Below are 17,914 nucleotides of genomic sequence, written 5' to 3'. Positions count from 1 at the left end.
CTAAAGCAGGACGCTGTTTAAGACATGCCCATACATTTGTAGATATCGTCTTGCTAAAATAGCATCATCGAAATCATCGGCTATTTTTTGAGGAGCCGAAGTTCTGATGTTTTTTCTTTTCTCCAAGTCTTTCGAAGCCTCGAGTATTGTTCTGGTAATTAACTCAGGCTGTAAATTCGAAACCCAACCGAGATTATTCTCAATCACATAATCTGCAATTCCAACATGCTCAGAAACCAAAACTGGTGTACCCACACTTAAACTTTCTAACACTACATTGGCAAAATTTTCGCTGTAGGAGGGAAGGACAAGTAAATTGTGTTTGGCTAAAAATTTAAACTTATTTGTATTTTTTACTTGCCCGACCCAATCTATTTTACCTTCGATCTTTAGGTTTTCAGCTTTTGCCTTTAAGCTTTCAACATACTTTTGTTCTCCAGTTCCGGCGATGGTTAAAGTGTAGTTGAATTCCAATGCCGCGAGAGATTGAAATAGTATTTCTAGCCCTTTTATTCTTTCAATCCGACCAAGGAAAATCAATTTGAAAACAGCATGACCGTTTATTATTTGCTGTTCTTCATTTGTATTTATTCGGCTCTCGATCTCAATTTTTTGTAACTGGATTAAATTCGGAATTACCGATTGTTTCTTATCAATCAAAAAAGGTAAAATATTAGTTTTTTCTTTAGCACTGGTGAAATGCAAGTGACAGTATTGCAGTAAATTTTTGCCAATCGTTTGATGTAGTAAATTTTTAGCTACGGAATTTTTATGTGTTTGGCTGTAAGAATTTAACATTCCTCTCGGCGAAAGCACTACTGGTACTTTGTACCATTTTGCTATTGCACAACTAAGAATAGAAACCAAATTCCACCATGCATGGATATGCAATATTACTCGAGATTTGTCATGCTGAGCCTGTCGAAGCACGCTTCGTAAATGCAACAATAGGGCCGGCGAAAAATGTGTGTGGTCTTTTGTAGTGCGTTTAAAATAAGTTACCAATACGCCATCTACTGATTTTGGCTCTCCAGATTTTACATCTAACTCCTCATTTCCATTTGCTGTAGTTGTGAAAACTTGTATTTCGAGGGGTTCGTTTGTCGTTATTGGTTCATTCGTAATTAGTTCCTGCTCCTTGTTTTTTGCTCGTGTAAAAAGATTGCTTTCCCGAATAGTCGGGACAGGCTGTTTCTCGCAATGACGGTTTTTGGTTTTGTTTATAGTACTTGCTATTTGCTCTTTGCTCTTTGCTCCTTGTTCTTTGTTCCCAAGAAATTGCTCTTCCAGTGCTTCGCATAATTTTGCGATAGACATGGTAGGCCCGCCATAAACAAAGGCCGGTTTGTAGGATGGTGTGATGTGGATAATTTTCAATTCCTGAGGTAAGTGTCTAAACGCTTGATAACAAACTTGTTCAACAATAGATAAATTATAAAGAAGGCCACAAAGCTTCCAACCATTTTATCTAATGCCATTTCGAATAGATTTATCTGGAATAAAAAAGGCACCGCAAACGCTAATCCCCATATTGCATTGTAAGATTTGGTGATGATGTATTTGTAAGCAATTCCGATTAAAAGGCCCCATCCAAATAATGGAACCAGCATTCCGGGGAAACTAAAATCTATATAACTTTCTGTAACATAACCTAAGCTTATGGAAGTTCCTGAACTTGCACCGGCAAAGCCAACCCCAGTGTAAGCGACGGTTTTTTCTGAATCTTCTATCGCATGTTTTCCGGGGAATAATATTCTAGGCATAAACACTCTTTTTATCGCATCGAACCATAACCTTCCATGTTCATGGGGGCGATTGAGTGGCACATAAGCAATCGAGGCAGAAAATATATCTATATAGGTTATCCGATCTAACAAATTTGTGATGCCGTCCTGGTATTTTAATCCTTCATTATTGCTGGCCAGATGATATAACTTCTCTAACGCATCTGTTTTAGAAACGGTAACCGTTTGTGCTTGCTCTCCTCCTGATAAGTAAGATCTGTATTCTGGCTTTACATATTGCCAAACGATCATAAGATTGAATAGTAACACTATCATCGCGCCAAACAAGGCATAATTTAAATAGCTGTAAGATTTTTTTACAAATAAATACAACACAATTCCAATAATAAAAAACTCTTTGAAAGAGCTGAAATACCCCGTCAAACTCATTACAATTTCTCCAACTAATACGATGTATAAAAACCTCTTGTTCTTGTCGAATATGAAATAATAGCAAAAGAAGAAGAAAAATATTGCCCACTTTAAGTCTTCTATTTTAACAAATACCTGTTGAAGCCCGGGAATAACCCAGGAGAAGATTACGAGAAATGGAATCAATAGTATTGCAGCAATGTAAAGGATATTAATTTTGGCCTGATTGTATTCGGACATTTTTTCCCTAAAGCTGTCGAAGCTTAGCTGATCAACATTTGTTATGATTAAAAATATACCTAAAGTAATGACGTATAGCGATGTTAAGCTGTAATAATAAGCAAGGTTTATATTCTGATAGTAGGTAAAAAGCTCGCTAAAATCTTTGTAGAGAAAATCTGCATAAAAAATTTTTAGACTAACCTGCGACCATTGCATTAACATGGCGAAAAATAATACAGGAGGTTCGTCCTTTCTCCACAATAGCTTTGCAACAAAGGGTATAAATAAGACAGCTAAAAATGTAGCGATAGGATTTATGGTTAATAGCGATAATGCTAAAATAACTCCTATTCCAATTTTGAAACTACCAAGCTTGATGGATTTTTTAAACAAATCTATTTAGTTCCGCTATAAGTGAAATGCCTGCCGAATGGTTTGAACAATTTGTTTAGCAATTTCTTTTTGAAATTTTTTGTACAAAGTTTGGATGGATTTACTTTAGGCAATAATAGCCATTGAAAATGATCGCTCTGAGTCTCAACATTTTTAAGTTTTGCGTTCTTTATTTTTTTTAATGTAGAAAACCAAATCATAAAGTTTTCATTTGGTTGCGCTCCGCTTCCAGAATCGAAAGGAGTTTTAAAAATCCAAGTTTTAAACCAGCTTAAAATCATTCCGTTAAAATAGTTTTCTGTGGTTAAAATAAAACTGCCTTCTTTTTTCATAACCCTATAAATTTCAGATAACATATTGTTCTGATTACTTACATGTTCCAAAGTTTCACAAGAAAATACTAAGTCAAAACTTTCGGTATCAAAATTTAGATTTTCTGCATTTTCTTGTTGGAATACAAGATTTGATAAGCCATTTAAGGTATCGAGTTTTCTTTTAGCATCTTCTATTGCGAAGCTAGAAAAATCAGTAGCTACAATTGTCGCTTTAGGAAGTTTCTGAGCAAGATAGATCGAAAAATCGCCACGTGCGCAGCCTATTTCCAGAATTTTTCCTTCAAAACTTAATGGCATCAAGCCATCAACAGTTTTATACCATGGCGAATTTAGCACGTGATCTGCAGATTCTGTTTTTGATAGATTCTGATGCCAGATATCGTAATTGTCCTTATAGTTCAATGCTACTCAGTATGTTTTAAAAGTTCAATCAACTTTAATGTATTTTTTTCTACGTTAAAGTTTTGTGTGATGTGTTCGTTCGCCAACGTTCCATATTCAGTAACTAAATTCGGAAATAAAATGAACCGTTCCATCGCCGAGGCTATTTCAACAGCAGATGCTGGATTTATGATAACCCCTGTTTTATTCTGGACAATAATTTCTGGTAAGCCCCCAACATTGGTAACAATCGCAGGCTTGAAGTAAAATCCTGCTTCCATTGCACTAGTTGGTAATGGATCGGAAGTTACACTTGGAACTAATACAACATCTAAATCTTTGAATATGATATCTCGGTCAGCGATAAATTTTAGAAATTTAATGTTTTTAGTGAGTTTGTTTTTGATAATGTACTCCTTTAATTCTTCAATGAACATATCATCTCCGTCGCCTATTATTGATAACTCGAATTCAAGTTTTTTTTCTTTTAAAATTTTAAGCGCCTCAACTAAATATTTATGACCTTTCCTTTGAATAATTTGGCCGATTATACCAAATCTAATAGTAGAATAAACTGCTGTTGGCGATATATTTTGTGTGAGCTTAATTCCATTATGAATGACGCTTATTCGATTTTTATCTACTCCAATGTCTATCAGATTGTTTCTAATGGCATCAGAGACCGAAACATATAGGAAAACAACGTTATTCAATATTTTAAAATACGTTCTGTTTAAGTTTCCAAAATGTGCATCGAATACAAAGAGATAGTTATTTAATTTTCGAACTATGGGATATGTTGTGATGATAGATCTATAACTTACATGATGAACAAAATCTGGCTTAAAGTCTTTGATTACTTGTCTAATTTTATAAATAGCCCTAGGATAATGCAGCAGCGTATCAAACGTCCATAATGGTTTTGAAAGATAAAAAAAACCAAGTTTTACTACCGTAAATGAGATAGAATTTTGTTCTAAGCGTTTGATAAAATCGCCATTGTTCCAACCCGATACAATACAATGAACCTGTATTCCATTGGATTTAAAAACATCTAAAACAGAAAGAGTGACAATCTCTGCACCAAAAACATAGCTTCCTCCACAGAAAACTAACACTTTTTTATCCATTCTCCAACTTTGATAGTTCGCCTAAGATCGCTTCAGATTGTTTTTCAAAACTCCACGCTTTAATTTTAATAGCAGATTCTATTCCTCTTTCTTTAAGTGAGCTTTTACTTTGAGTGAGAATCGCTAATTTTTTAACTAGCGAGTCAAGATCTCCATTTTTAAATATTGCTCCATTTGTCGTATCTACCAAATCAATTGCACAACCAACTTTATCAGAAACTAAGATTGCTTTTCCGCATGCCATCGCTTCGTTTACAGCTAAGCCCCAAGTTTCTGTTTGTGAGGGTAAAACAAACAAATCGCAGGCTTGGTAAATTACCGGCATTTGGGTTTGATTTTGAAATGGCATGAAGTGAATGCGATTAGATGTGAGATGTGAGATGTGAGATTTGAGACTTGATTCCAAAGCACCGTTTCCTACAAAGAGTAAGTGAACCCCTGTCGTGCGGACAGCTCCTAAAGGGGAAGTAGCTAGCGTGGCATGTTGGTCTTTGCTCCTTGTTCCTTGCTCATTGTTCGTAATTCCATGTCGCTTGCTCGTTATCAATTCAACAAATGCTTGCAATAGCAATTCTGGATTTTTTTTCCATTCAAACTTTCCAGCAAATAGAATCAGAATATCTTCAGGTTTTATAGTTAATGCTGTTCTCAATTCTTCTGCTTCTTCTTTTCTATTTTCGGCAAAACGATCATTATCTACTGCATGTGGCGCAAAAATCAGTTTATCTTCTCTTAATCCAAATGCTTTAAAATATTCTTTGTTTTTGCTTCCTACATAGAACGCTTTATCCACATTTTTGTAAACATAAGTTAAGATCACTTTCCGAATAGTTTTTTTCAAAGTGGCTTGGTCATCCATTAAAGTGCTATCGCCACGAAACCAGATTGGAATACTGCCGCTAAAACTTCGTAACACTTTCAAGTGACTTTTATATGCCCATCCATAAACTAGAATCACATCTGGTTTAAACAGCGATATTCTACTTATAATTTTTGGGTTTCTGATGCCCCTAAAATGATGTGAGCCGGTATCTTTCGCCGTGTTTTCTAAAAATTCGTATTCATAGCCATCCAATAACGGAATGTTCCATTTAAATGTCTTTCCGAAGTCTTTGTCGAGTTTTTCTGCCTCGCCAGCCAGCCCCCAAGTATAAAAAACTTTGAGCTCACATCTAGTAGCCAATAATTTAAATACGGGAGCAAAGTATTGAATTGGATGGGTGGTAATTATGGCTAATTTAGGCAACAATCTATTCTGGTTTTAGTAATGCCATTCAATTTTATTTCAGCATAAAATGCTACACCATGTATTAAGTTTATTTTATGTCGCTTATTTGAAATTCGATACTTTAATTGCCAAAAGAGAAATTTAGAAAAGATTTGTATTTTGCGCCTTCTTGCTAAGGGATGATTAAATATAAAAGATAGTATTGTTTAATTCCGTTCATCTTTTGGCTTCGCTAGTTGAAACTATACAATGTGTAAGTCTTTATATAGATGTAAATTGTTGCGTATTCTTTGTTTTTTTAATTAAGATTTGCCACTTGGGCGTGCCCCTTCAGGTTGCTTCGTCGTTCCTCCTCGCAACTTTGGGTCGGGCTTTATCGTTCCCGCTTTTTTTTATTTCGAAAAAAAACCAAATAAAAAAAGAGCTCCACTTCAATCCCTCACGCAAACTGTGCAGCGTAGACGAACTCACGGCTTAAACGCCTCACAATGACTACTTTTTTTAGCAAGAATATCAATCTCAACTTATCGCAGCATTAAATAATTCGCATTGCTTCTTTGTTAATTCTTTAGCGGTATATTTAGAAAATATGTCCCAATCGGTTGTATTTTTTGTGGTTTCTGCTAAAATCATTTCGCTTAAATAACCCTCTATAATTTTTTCTGCTTCCTCTATATTATTTACATCTGCAACCATACCCGCGTTACATGTTGCGATAATTTTAGCTGCGCTACTTTTTGCGTTGAAAACTGCTAGCAATGGTTTCGCTGCTAAAATGTATGGGTAGATTTTGCTGGCGGTATAACTTGCATCGTCTGAACCCACTATAATTAGTCCATTTGCTTTTTTTAAATAAGCCAATGCATGGAAATAAGAAATTCTGTCGGTCTGTTCTAATACGTACTCTTCAATGCCAAATGCTTTGGCAATCGGTGAAATCGTTTTAATCCCCTGTTTGTTTGGCGCATAGCTCGTCCCAATAAAGTAAAATCTAATATTTTTAAAGTTGTGCAGATTGATATCTAGTTTTCTCTTAAAAGTTTTAAATAGCAATTTAGCAGCATGCTGCATATCAAACCCACCACGGCCTACATATACTAAATTGATAAATGAGTTGTCTATCAAAGGAGTTTCTAAACTTTCAGCATTTTTTTCTGCAATCTCCCCATCCAAATCCGAAGCTGCAAAGGTTATTACTGTAGTTGGAATGTTTTTTGTTTCTGAGTATCGATTTTGCAAGTCATCTATGTAATGCTCAGATACGCTAATCAATCCCGAAACCTTTTTCATAGCAATAGGCTCTAACAAGCGATGTAAATTATAAGAAAACCAATATTTTGGCGGTCGCTCGTTTTTCGGTTTGTCTTGGTAGTATTCGCTATGCCACGGATCTTGTATATCGATAACAAAAGGAATGTTAAACTTCTTTTTCCAATGGGCGCCAAGTACACATAACGGAAATTCTGTAGTAGAGAAATAGATTAAATCGAATGGGTTTTTCTCTAATAGCTTATCTATGTATTTTTTATAAAAATACATGCTGCGCAAAGCCAAACTACCTAGACCAAATTTAGAAGTCGTTTTTTTAGAAAATGCGCTAACCTGATGGATTTTTATATTTTCTGGCAGACTTTCTAGAAGTAAGTTGTCGATCGGTAAATCAACGTACCTTTGCTTTACCACAACCACTTCTGCTTCCCATCCGTTTTCTTCAAAATAAGGCAGACTTGTGCGAATGCGGTGCATGTCTGCCGCATTTACCGGTGGGAAGTGCGGCGAAATGATGAGTAGTTTTTTCAATCGAGCACTTGGTTTATAACTGTTAGAAATTTCGCTTCTTCAACTTCCCAATTATACTTTGATTGAGCCAAGTAAGAAGCATTCTTTTTATAATTATTCAACAACTTTCTATTCTTGAAAAGTTCATCGATAATTGCAGCAATTTTTGCTGTATCTCCAATCTGATACAAAGCTCCAATTTCGGGGTTTTCTACCAGAAACTCAGCTTGTGCAGCTGTATTAGATGCAAGAATCGCTAATCCGGCAGTGAGGTAAGTAAATATTTTGTTGGACAAGGCTAGTTTATTGTTTAAACAGAATCCCGGTTCTGAAGCAATTCCAATGTCGAAATTTGAAGCGATTTCTAATATTTTGTTAGGCGCCACAGGTGGCAGAAATTTTAATTGCTTTTCATCCATCGCAGCGCTAACTGCACATGCCAAAAAATATGCTTTCATATTTTTACTAGTATTTCCTAAAAGAGAAAGACTGATCGAATCATTTTTTAATTTTCCAATTGCAGCAATAATTTGCTCCAAACCTCTATTTTGTCCTACGGTTTGAGAAAACCAAAATAATTTCAAAGTTTCTTCATCTGTTGATGGTTGATTTGAAGCAACTATTTTAGGGAAAACATTTAAGATAGGGTTGAGGGATTTGTTAATAATGCGCTCGTATTCTTTTGAAATTAACGGACTCGCCGCAGTTAAATAATCTGCTTGCATCATATACTTTTCTTCGATATATGCTTTTAACCGATAGTCGAAACTGTCAATATTGTCTGTAAGTTCTTGCCTATGGTAATCTTCAGCGTCAAATCCAAACTTGGCTTTGTATTGTTTTGCGGCTTTACAAGCTGCCGGCAATGCGGCCAAATTATGCGCAATATATAAGTCGGCCTTGTGCTTTTTCGCCTCTTTTTCTAGGCAATAACCGCAACGACCGATAGCTAGATTCGCAGTAGCCGGTTTTAAGCCAAATCTTCGCACAAAGCTTAAAGCAATTTTATGGATAGCTCTACTCAACAAATAGACTGTTTTTTCGTTGATCGGATTTCCTCCAACTTCCACAAATCGCCAGGCTTTACCAGATAAGAGTTCTTTATCTGCATTGGTGGCCCAATTGGAGATGTATTGGTAAATTACAGTAACATCAAATCCGTCTTTAGAAAGTGTGTCTGCTTCTTTAACCAATCTAGGGTTGGTACTTGGTTGGCCGGAGGTAATAAATACGACCGTCTTTTTTTTTAAGCCCACTTTGTGCTGTTGCGGTTCAGGACATTTTCTTTAACAAAGATAAAATCAGATTGGTACAGCGCGTTATCTAGCGGTCGCCTAACAATAGAACAAATATCGTAAAGGAAAAAGCCTCGTTCTTTCATAAACAGAATCACTTCATCTACCAGTGGTCCGCCTTTATAGATGTTTAACATCGATACTTCTAAAAGCACCACCTTGGTAGTTTTTAAAGTTTCTTTTGCGCCCTTTAAAATCTCCAATTCATAGCCCTGAGTGTCTATTTTTACGAGAATATCTTTTGCCTTTTCGGTTGTAGACAAAAGTTCATCCAAGGTAATAAGCGTTCTTTCTTCTACCTCTGCATCTGTGGTATTTTCTTCGGATAAAACGGAGCTTGCCGTTTCATATTTATTGAACTTAACCTGTTTTGTTTCTGCACCCAATAGAGCAATTTTGTAGCTACAGTTGTCTACTTTCTTGGTAACCTCAATTAGTTCCTCTTCTTTTTCATTTTGCCCTTCCACCATTAAGAATTCTGCGTTAGAGAAAATCTTGCTCATTTCTGCCGTCCATTCGCCTTGATAAGCACCAATATCCAAAATTACTTCTGGGTAGTAGCCAAGCTTTTTCATCTGCTTAAAACTAGAAAACATGTTTGGAACGCCAAGACGGCCTTTTAGAAAATCTTTGAATCCTTTGGGAATGATCCCTTTAATTAAACTCATTTATTTTATTGCGGTATAAGTTTAAATAGGTTTCTCCTATAACATCGCTATTAAATCTTTGTGATGCCTTTTTATAAACTTTAGCTCTATTAAGTTTCTTTATTTGGTTTACGGCTGTTATCAATTCATCTACGTTTTTACAAACAAAGCCTGTTACATTTTCTGTAACCACCTCTGGTACCGAACCTCTATTTAGTGCGATTACGGGCGTTCCGCATGCCATTGCTTCTACCATTACAATACCAAAAGGTTCTTCCCAAAGTATTGGCATTAATAATGCAGCGCCGTGTCTTAGCATTTCATTCTTCTGCTCATCGTTTACTATTCCGATGTAGGTAATTTGCTCATTTAAGTGTGGCTGTATAGCCGTTTCGAAATAATCTTTTCCCTCGGGCGGAATGTTACCCGCAATAACTAATTTTCTATTTGTTTTTCGTGCAACCTCAATGGCAAGATGCACGCCTTTTATCTCCTCCAAACGCCCCAGAAAAACCAATGGCGCATCTTGTTCAATTTCAAAATTCGGGGTGTAGGTATCTGGAGGGAAACCATTGTAGATAGTTGTCGCGCTAGCTACAATTTTAATTTTATTGCTAATGTAATTGCTACAACCTGTAAAACTTAGCGTGTTGCTTTTTGCAAGTCTAATAGATTTGCTTATTTGCGCTAAAGTAGGCTCTCTTTGGTAAGACATTATTTTTGGAATATCTGACCGTAAAAAGGGGAGTAGATATGCCAATCGACCGAAACTATGAATGATATCTGGCTTAAATGCTCTAATCTTATTAACTGCTAAAATGTTATTCAAATGTTTCAACTTTCCGCTTTGTTCTGGGAATGGAATTAAGGGAATGCTAACCTTCGAGTCTTTATTTGCAACAAGAACTAGTTCATGTTCTTGGGCGACTAGATAGTTAATTAGTAAGTTTATAATTCGCTCTATACCGCCGTAGCCCACGGGTGGGACAGGTAAAAATGGATCTGCAATAATCGCGATGCGCAACTTAGAATTTTGAGACAAAAGTTTTAAGTTTTTTGGTGAGTTTCCAACCGATAATATTAACGAGAAATATACTTAACAACCCCCCACCTTCATAATGGATATTTGCTAACCTTATTTCGTCATGACTAAGACAAGCCTTTACAACTTTGTTGTATTTTGGATATGCTCCAAACATTATTTGTTTTAGATGATTTCCAAAAGCCACTTGAGCTGCGGGAGATTTATTTGTTAGTTTATAAATAACATTTTTATAAGTAAGGCTTGCTAAATAGGCTGAGTAGTGCTTCGTCTCACTATTCAAATTAGAAAGATTTAAGTTTTTTTTACTAAGTCTATAGTACGCCTTTACATTCGGTACAAAGATTAGGTTTTCTGCATGCGCTACTACTCTTGCAAAATATTCTCCATCGTCGTTATAAGTTAGTGATGTGTCCCATTTTCCCGCTTTATCAATAATACTTCTTGGACAAAGCCAAGCGTGGGTTAGCATAGTATGCTGTTTTAAAAGCCATTGTGTTGGTGTTAAAGTCTTACTAATGCTTTCGTGTGGGCCTATCTCTCCAATCGTCTCAGTAGTATTATTCTTAAATCGCACCCAGCTACAACTAGTCATACAATTGTTATTGTTTTTTAAAATATCAACCTGAGTTTCAATTTTTGTGGGGGATAACAAATCATCTGCATCTAAAAACTGGATGTATTCCCCCTTGCAATTTTCTAACCCTAGGTTGCGGGCAGAGCTTGCACCATTATTTTTCTGTGAAAAAATTTTTACGTTTTTAAAATCGGCAGCATATTTGTTGGCAATTTGCAACGAGTTGTCTGTAGATCCATCATCAATAACAATTATTTCTATGTTTGGCCAAGTCTGATTTACGGCGCATTCAATAGTCTTTCCTAAATGATTTTCGCAATTATAAACCGGAATAATTACAGAAACTAATGCCGTCATGGCTTTCTCGCTGAAAAAATTTCCATCCAATAACTATCCATCATTGCTCCTGTCAATGGCTCGTTGTTTTTTAACCACGGTTCTCGCAACATCTTGGCATAGTGATCAACATCGCTATCAATTCGTATTATCTCCTCAATAATGGGTTCGAAACTGGAAGGTCTAAATTGTAGTTTCATTTTTTGTGAGCGTCCAATTTTTTTTAATTTTCTTATAACTTTTTGACTTAATTTATTGTTTTCAACTGGATTGCAATCGTTTTTAAAATTTGGCTGAGCATTTTTTTCTAAAAATTTCACGGGCCAAATTCTTCGGTTAGAATCTCGATTTTCTACATTGATGAAGCTTTTTGTGTTAAATATTTCACTTATAAAAGGATCTCCACAATAAATAGGTAAACTATTTGAGTGCATTGGGTCATATAATTTTTCTGTTTGATAACCGGGAAAAACATAGTTTTCGAATGCAATTGTAAATTTATATTTTGATAAAAACTGACGTTTTCTTTCCCAAAAATTACCTGTATAAAGGTTATCGAATGAACTCATGTTATTCATTGACTTTCCGGGTGCATGAACTTTCTTATATTTTGAAAGTTGTTTAAAAAAGGCTTCTCTATATTGCACAGGATTAGAGAAGGTAAAGTTGCAAAACTCTTTTTTCTGATTAATTATCCTATCAATGTCGTTTTCAGATAAAGTTTTGACCAAATTATTCGGGTTTACTCCATGCCATTGAATTCTTCGATACCGTGGATTTTTAAAAGATTCTTCTCTTGGTATGCCAAGTGCCCACTCACAGCTGTCAAAATCGGGCACCATGTTTTCGCAAAAATAGCCAACTCTTAGGTAATTGCCTTTTTTTGGAATGTCCGTTCCATAGGGTCCAAAAATAATAACATCGGGATTGTCAGATAGTTCAAAATTGAAAATGTCGCTAAGGCCATTTATATCAAAAACTTCTTTTTTAAATGAGCTAAAATCTAGTCCGTTTTGGAAATTAATTTTTATCTTCTTTTTAATTTGACCTCCTGTCATTATTTATCGAAAACAAACAGTTTTACATACTTAAAATACAAGATTATTCGACTTTTGTGCTTCCATTTATAATCGAAATAATGTTGTTGCGCAGTTGTGTATAATTTAGTGCGGAAACTTCTTTTCTGCGTATTATTTATAGCATTAATTGATGTACTTTCTAAATGTTTAACTATAGAACTACATACCAATGCGTGTTTTATATTTTGGGCTTGTAATGTCATTCTATAATCGTCGTCACAACACCAAAAAATAAAGCGTTCGTCTAGCAACCCAATCTGGTCGAAAATTTTTCTTTTAACAAAAATGCACCATCCGGCTAGGTGTATACCATTTGTATATCCATAAATTGTATTTTCGGTTTTGTCAATTTTTCTATTGGCGTGAAAAGTGGGGCAATATGGGCTCGCACTCATCAATTCAGGGTCTTTACCCATCGTATTTAGAATTGCAGTCGCCCAGCCTTTATGAAAAATTAGATCGTTATTGCACAAGCAAACATATTCGTTCGAAGTGACTTTTATGCCGAGGTTTAAGTATTTATGAAAACCAAATTCTGTATCTGGGCAAATTGTTGTTGCATTATCGAATTGATGAGGTGCGTTACCTTTGTTAGATTCGATAACCACGATGTTGAACTGAATTAATTTTGAATCTTCAGATTTTAAACAGGTTTTTATGGTCTGTTCTGTGAGTTTTCTGAGTTCTTCATTCTTAGAATAGCTTAGTATAATAATATCAATAATCTTTTTCTCTACAATCATGTTTTGTAAGCTACTATTGCATACTGTGGGAAATGCATGTCATCGCACGACTTTAATGAAAGGAAATTTAATATTGATAAATATTTATACGAGGTACGATTTATACCCTCAATCGTTTTAATCTTATAGCCTGCCTCTTCAAATAACCTAATCATACTTTTTTTTGTAAAAAATCGTAGGTGGGTTTTATCCATTACTCCGGCATCTAAATATTTAAAGTCCTTATACCTCAGCAAAGAAAGAATAACGGGATAATATCTAATATTCGGAATAGAAGCTATTATATAGCCTGTAGCGGATAAATTTTTCCTAGCAAGATCTAGTGCTTTATTTGGTTCAGATAGGTGTTCAAGTACGTCATTGAAAATTATACAATCAAATTTTTTTTTAGGTGGTATTTCTAAAGAACAATCAAACATACCATGATAGACTTTGTCTAACTTTTTCTTTGCAATATTTGCTGAATTTTCATCTGGTTCCACACCCCAAACTTCGCAGTTGTAAAGATCTTTTAACATTCCACCGAAATTTCCGGTAGCGCAACCGACATCTAAAACAGTTTTGAAGTCTTTTGGTAAAAATTTCAACATTTCCGGACGAGTATGGCTATAATAAGAAATATCTTTTTTTGAATAAAGTTCTTTCACAATCTCAGGTTGTAGTGTAATTATTTAACAATAGATGTTTTACAAAAAATCAATTAATCAAAATTGATATAATCAAAATCACACTCCATCTGTAATCTACCACGGACATGCATTGGGTAGGGTAATATTCCGGCGATATTGTCTCTTTCAACGACATTAAATTGCAAGAGATCAAAGTAGTCGTTAAAAACTAAGTTTGATTCAACGTGAAGCGTTAAACTATAATTTCCTGGCAAAAGAGGTAGCCTCATTATTTTGCCGCTAATTTCAAACAGGTCACCTGCTGTCATTTTTTTTCTGATATTCTCTCTCCTCAGATCAATGAAAGCAATTTTGTGATCAGCTTCATCAAAAATGTTGAGTGCTATTGAGGTATATACATTTTCACGATCTCCTTCAAAAATAATTTTAAAGTCAAGATCATCGAAAATTCTGTATTGGCTTTTATTTATTTCAAATTGTTTGAGCTTCAAATTTTTTCCAAGGGGATGATTAGATAGCTTACGCACTTGCCCCAATTTACTTCGTTTCTCATAATGAGCGATTGCGTTTTGTGTTTCCCCTAAGAAAATAACACTACCATTTCCTAAAACCAATCCAGTATTGCAAAGAGAAGTAACTGCATCCATATTATGGCTCACGAACAACACCGTCCTACCTTCGCCTTTGCTCACATCACTCATTTTACCGAGACATTTCTTCTGAAATTCTGCATCGCCAACAGCCAAAACCTCATCTACAATTAAAATTTCGCTTTCCAAATGAGCTGCAACCGCAAACGCTAGCCTGACGTACATGCCCGACGAGTAGCGTTTTACAGGGGTATCTAAATAGCGTTCTACGCCGGCAAAATCTACAATTTCTTCTAGCTTGCGTTGGATTTCTTTTTTGCGCATCCCTAAAATGGCACCGTTTAAAAAGATGTTTTCGCGTCCGCTGAGTTCAGGGTGAAAGCCAGTTCCAACTTCCAACAAGCTGGAAATTCGGCCTCTGCCAGATATTTTGCCATTAGTAGGTGCGGTAACTTTACTTAGAATTTTTAGTAAGGTACTTTTCCCCGCCCCGTTGCGTCCAATAATTCCTACCGCGTCACCTTGTTCTATTTCGAAATTAATGTCTTTTAAACTCCAAACTACGTCATTATCGCTCTTGGTATGTTGCACATTATTTTCACCGATCTTTAAAAATGGGTCTTCTTTTCCGCGTAAACGTGCAAACCATCTTTCTAAATCTCGACTAATGGTACCAGTGCCAATTTGACCGAGTTGGTAAGCTTTGGAGAGGTTTTCTACTTTAATGGCGGGTGTCAAAGGGTTAGGGGTTAGGAAGTGGTTAGGGGTTAGAAATGAGTTAACGGCTAGGAAAATGGTTAGCGGTTAGAAACGGGTTAGTGGTTAGAAACGAGTCTAGGGGTTAGGTACTGAGTTGGGACTTTCGCAATCCACTTAATTTAACGGTGATAACTTCTATCTGTGCTCTGTAAAAAATATAATCTTCTTCGGTGATGTAATTTAAATCTAAAGCGGCAATTAGGTGGCTTAATGTTTCGAGGGTGGTGGTATATGCCATATTTGTATAATGTGCTTTGTCTTTTCCGGTAATTTTTCCTGAACCTTCAGCAAGACAAGCGCCAATACTGCTCGATGATCTTTTAATTTGGCTGGTCAATCCAAATGTCTCTTCTTTTGGAAATTTTGTAGTTAAAAGATATATGTCTTTCCTCAATGTCATGGACAATTTCCAAACATCAAGCTTTTCAAACGAGTATAAATGCATATCTATTTAAATTGAATCCAACCTTCTAACCTCTAGCCGTCTAACCATCTAATCCCTAACCTTCTAACCGCTAACCACGACTAAACGGTATCCACAAAATTTCGCTCCACCTTGTTAAAAATAACTATTCCGAAAAGGAGCATTAGAAAACTGATAAGTGTTACGTATCCTAGACTCAACCAACTAAAGCTACCTTCGCCTAAGAAGCCAAATCTAAAAGTTTCTAAAATTGGCGTCATGGGGTTGTATTTAATAATCCATGCATATTTTGGGTATTTATCTAAAGCAACGGATAGGGGATAAATGACCGTGGTTGCATACATTAACAACTGCACGCCAAAACCCACGAGAAATGCTAAATCTCTATATTTGGTCGTCATGGCAGAAATAAGCATTCCAGCGCCTAGACCTAAAACTGCCATTAGTATTACTAATAATGGGAACAGCGTAATGGCCCAAGAGGGTTGGAAGTTTGCGCCTGAGAAATAATAGTACGCCATCAATATAAAGAACAAAATCATTTGAACGCCAAATCGCACTAAGTTGCTTAGTACAATGCTCAACGGAACAATTAACCTCGGGAAATAAACCTTGCCGAAAACGCCGGCATTGTCTCTAAAAACGGTAGAGGTTTTTGTTAGGCAATCTGCAAAATAATTCCATGCGGTAATGCCTGCAAGGTAGAAAAGAGGCTTTGGTAAACCATCTGTCGAGATACCAGCTAGGTTTCCAAAAATAAAAGTAAAAATGATGGTGGTAAATAATGGCTGTATAAAAAACCACAGCGGACCTAAAATAGTCTGCTTGTAAAATGATACAAAATCGCGGCGCACCAGCAACCAAAGCAAATCTCTGTAGGCCCAAACTTCGTTCCCTTTTAAATCGAACAGAGAAGATTTTGCCTCTATGGTCCATTCGTAATTGTGTTCTGTATCTTCCAATTAGTTGATGCCTATTTTTAGTGAGTTGTTTCCGCACCTGACTTGAGAAGAGCCAACACTCTTTTTTTGTACTGATCGAAGCCAAAATGTTCTATGCATTTTTTTTGTAGTAGTGCGGACGATGAGCGTTTTTCTGCATACAGCGTTTTTTCAATGGCATTTCTTATTTCTTCAACATTATTAGGGTCAACCAAAATCCCAAGTTCGCCGTTCAATAGCGCATCACTACTCCCATCTAAATTGCCGGCAACAATCGGACAGCCACAAGCTGCCGCTTCTATGAAACTGATGCCGAAACCCTCGCCGCTACTCGGCATTGCGAAAACATCTGCCATAAGGTAATAATCGCTGAGTTCGCTTTCTAATATAAAACCAGCGATAAAGACTCTGCTTTCCAAACTATATTTTTTTACAAGCTGTTGCACATGCTTCTCTTCTGCTTCATCGGCTTTGCCCGCCAAAATATAATAGATGTTTGGTAAATATTGCATTGCTTCTAACACTTTATCGTAACCTTTATAGTGCTCTGCCGATGATAGCCTGGCCAAACTATAGATAATTTTATCTTGCTCGGTTAAACCGTATCTGATAAGCAAGTGGCGAGGTTTAGAGTAGATTTTCGGTAGTTTGAAATAGGGGTCTAAGCAATTGTTTAATATTTTAATCTGCGATTTTGGAATATTGTTCACCTCTACTAGTTTTCTACTAGTAAAACTGCTCACAGCCCAAATTTCTACGTTGTTTTGTAGGAATTTTTGTTTCCAAGGTTTTAGTTTTCCCCAAACTTCTATGCCATGGGCGATTAATATAATTCGTGTCTTTGGAGAAAGCGTTTTTATTATTTTTGTGAATAGTAACAGATGTATGTGACTTAATACCACCACGTTTACTTTAAATCCTTTAGCAACCGCTGCAACGGCGAATCGAAGTTTAGCACCTGCGAATCCTGTAAAGTCTGTTGAGCTGATGTATTTTTCGTCGGGTTCGTTTTTATCGTGCAGGCTTAATGTGTTAAATGATGCAGACTTATCTTCGTTTTGTAAAAGACTTAAAACCCTGCACATTGCCCTGCACACTTTTTCTACACCGCCAGTTAGGCTGAAGGTGTAAAGGGTAAGGAAAAGGATTTTATTGGGTTTCAAAGGGTTTGTTGGTCGTTTAGTCGTTGGGCGTTTTCCGTCTGTCGTTTAGGCGATCAGCCATACAT

General features: G+C 36.1%; 17 protein-coding genes. All 17 read right to left on the bottom strand.

Annotated features, from left to right (window positions below):
* Complete coding sequence (locus ACVWYG_RS08470) at positions 1 to 1,377, bottom strand: XrtY-associated glycosyltransferase XYAG1 (RefSeq protein WP_457269756.1); 1,377 nt, start codon at positions 1,375 to 1,377, stop codon at positions 1 to 3.
* Complete coding sequence (locus ACVWYG_RS08465; RefSeq protein WP_457269755.1) at positions 1,374 to 2,771, bottom strand: hypothetical protein; 1,398 nt, start codon at positions 2,769 to 2,771, stop codon at positions 1,374 to 1,376. Before ACVWYG_RS08465 ends, ACVWYG_RS08470 begins: the two co-directional genes overlap by 4 nt.
* Positions 2,772 to 2,773: 2 nt before the next feature.
* A complete protein-coding gene (locus ACVWYG_RS08460; protein ID WP_457269754.1) occupies positions 2,774 to 3,508 on the bottom strand; it encodes a class I SAM-dependent methyltransferase in 735 nt (244 codons plus the stop codon).
* A gap of 2 nt (positions 3,509 to 3,510) precedes the next feature.
* The gene (locus ACVWYG_RS08455; protein ID WP_457269753.1) at positions 3,511 to 4,617 is read right to left on the bottom strand and encodes a glycosyltransferase; all 1,107 of its coding nucleotides are present in this window, start codon (positions 4,615 to 4,617) and stop codon (positions 3,511 to 3,513) included.
* Positions 4,610 to 5,866: a glycosyltransferase family 4 protein gene (locus ACVWYG_RS08450; protein ID WP_457269752.1), complete on the bottom strand. Its 1,257-nt coding sequence runs from the start codon at positions 5,864 to 5,866 to the stop codon at positions 4,610 to 4,612. Before ACVWYG_RS08450 ends, ACVWYG_RS08455 begins: the two co-directional genes overlap by 8 nt.
* A 498-nt stretch (positions 5,867 to 6,364) precedes the next feature.
* Positions 6,365 to 7,645, bottom strand: coding sequence for a glycosyltransferase (locus tag ACVWYG_RS08445; RefSeq protein ID WP_457269751.1), 1,281 nt, complete (start codon positions 7,643 to 7,645; stop codon positions 6,365 to 6,367).
* Positions 7,642 to 8,880 (bottom strand): glycosyltransferase, encoded by a 1,239-nt coding sequence (locus ACVWYG_RS08440; protein WP_457269750.1) that lies wholly within the window; start codon positions 8,878 to 8,880, stop codon positions 7,642 to 7,644. The genes ACVWYG_RS08445 and ACVWYG_RS08440 overlap by 4 nt, the downstream gene beginning before the upstream one ends.
* Complete coding sequence (locus ACVWYG_RS08435) at positions 8,871 to 9,587, bottom strand: FkbM family methyltransferase (RefSeq protein ID WP_457269749.1); 717 nt, start codon at positions 9,585 to 9,587, stop codon at positions 8,871 to 8,873. Before ACVWYG_RS08435 ends, ACVWYG_RS08440 begins: the two co-directional genes overlap by 10 nt.
* The gene (locus ACVWYG_RS08430) at positions 9,574 to 10,608 is read right to left on the bottom strand and encodes a glycosyltransferase family 4 protein (protein ID WP_457269748.1); all 1,035 of its coding nucleotides are present in this window, start codon (positions 10,606 to 10,608) and stop codon (positions 9,574 to 9,576) included. The genes ACVWYG_RS08435 and ACVWYG_RS08430 overlap by 14 nt, the downstream gene beginning before the upstream one ends.
* Positions 10,592 to 11,542 carry a glycosyltransferase family 2 protein gene (locus tag ACVWYG_RS08425; RefSeq protein ID WP_457269747.1) on the bottom strand — a complete coding sequence of 317 codons (951 nt, stop codon included), beginning with the start codon at positions 11,540 to 11,542 and terminating at the stop codon, positions 10,592 to 10,594. Before ACVWYG_RS08425 ends, ACVWYG_RS08430 begins: the two co-directional genes overlap by 17 nt.
* Positions 11,539 to 12,579: a glycosyltransferase family 10 domain-containing protein gene (locus tag ACVWYG_RS08420; RefSeq protein WP_457269746.1), complete on the bottom strand. Its 1,041-nt coding sequence runs from the start codon at positions 12,577 to 12,579 to the stop codon at positions 11,539 to 11,541. Before ACVWYG_RS08420 ends, ACVWYG_RS08425 begins: the two co-directional genes overlap by 4 nt.
* Positions 12,579 to 13,343, bottom strand: a complete 765-nt coding sequence (locus ACVWYG_RS08415) for a glycosyltransferase family 2 protein (protein ID WP_457269745.1) — start codon at positions 13,341 to 13,343, stop codon at positions 12,579 to 12,581. Before ACVWYG_RS08415 ends, ACVWYG_RS08420 begins: the two co-directional genes overlap by 1 nt.
* Positions 13,340 to 13,990 (bottom strand): class I SAM-dependent methyltransferase, encoded by a 651-nt coding sequence (locus tag ACVWYG_RS08410; RefSeq protein WP_457269744.1) that lies wholly within the window; start codon positions 13,988 to 13,990, stop codon positions 13,340 to 13,342. The genes ACVWYG_RS08415 and ACVWYG_RS08410 overlap by 4 nt, the downstream gene beginning before the upstream one ends.
* 53 nt (positions 13,991 to 14,043) lie before the next feature.
* Positions 14,044 to 15,300 (bottom strand): ABC transporter ATP-binding protein, encoded by a 1,257-nt coding sequence (locus tag ACVWYG_RS08405; protein ID WP_457269743.1) that lies wholly within the window; start codon positions 15,298 to 15,300, stop codon positions 14,044 to 14,046.
* A gap of 103 nt (positions 15,301 to 15,403) precedes the next feature.
* Positions 15,404 to 15,766, bottom strand: coding sequence for a four helix bundle protein (locus ACVWYG_RS08400; RefSeq protein WP_457269742.1), 363 nt, complete (start codon positions 15,764 to 15,766; stop codon positions 15,404 to 15,406).
* Positions 15,767 to 15,846: 80 nt separating this feature from the next.
* Positions 15,847 to 16,707, bottom strand: a complete 861-nt coding sequence (locus tag ACVWYG_RS08395) for an ABC transporter permease (protein ID WP_457269741.1) — start codon at positions 16,705 to 16,707, stop codon at positions 15,847 to 15,849.
* 17 nt (positions 16,708 to 16,724) lie between these two features.
* Positions 16,725 to 17,849: a glycosyltransferase family 4 protein gene (locus ACVWYG_RS08390; RefSeq protein ID WP_457269740.1), complete on the bottom strand. Its 1,125-nt coding sequence runs from the start codon at positions 17,847 to 17,849 to the stop codon at positions 16,725 to 16,727.
* Between the last annotated feature and the right edge of the window lie 65 nt (positions 17,850 to 17,914).

This window comes from Pedobacter sp. UYEF25 (assembly GCF_054061655.1).
Note: the sequence above shows the minus strand (reverse complement) of the source record. Positions and strands in the feature narration are given on the sequence as shown.

What these genes read in the sequence shown, in the direction of transcription:
- ACVWYG_RS08455 (WP_457269753.1), bottom strand. Translation starts at nt 4,617, where the DNA reads ATGGATAAAAAAGTGTTAGTTTTCTGTGGAGGAAGCTATGTTTTTGGT.
- ACVWYG_RS08435 (WP_457269749.1), bottom strand. Translation starts at nt 9,587, where the DNA reads ATGAGTTTAATTAAAGGGATCATTCCCAAAGGATTCAAAGATTTTCTA.
- ACVWYG_RS08425 (WP_457269747.1), bottom strand. Translation starts at nt 11,542, where the DNA reads ATGACGGCATTAGTTTCTGTAATTATTCCGGTTTATAATTGCGAAAAT.
- ACVWYG_RS08420 (WP_457269746.1), bottom strand. Translation starts at nt 12,579, where the DNA reads ATGACAGGAGGTCAAATTAAAAAGAAGATAAAAATTAATTTCCAAAAC.
- ACVWYG_RS08415 (WP_457269745.1), bottom strand. Translation starts at nt 13,343, where the DNA reads ATGATTGTAGAGAAAAAGATTATTGATATTATTATACTAAGCTATTCT.
- ACVWYG_RS08400 (WP_457269742.1), bottom strand. Translation starts at nt 15,766, where the DNA reads ATGCATTTATACTCGTTTGAAAAGCTTGATGTTTGGAAATTGTCCATG.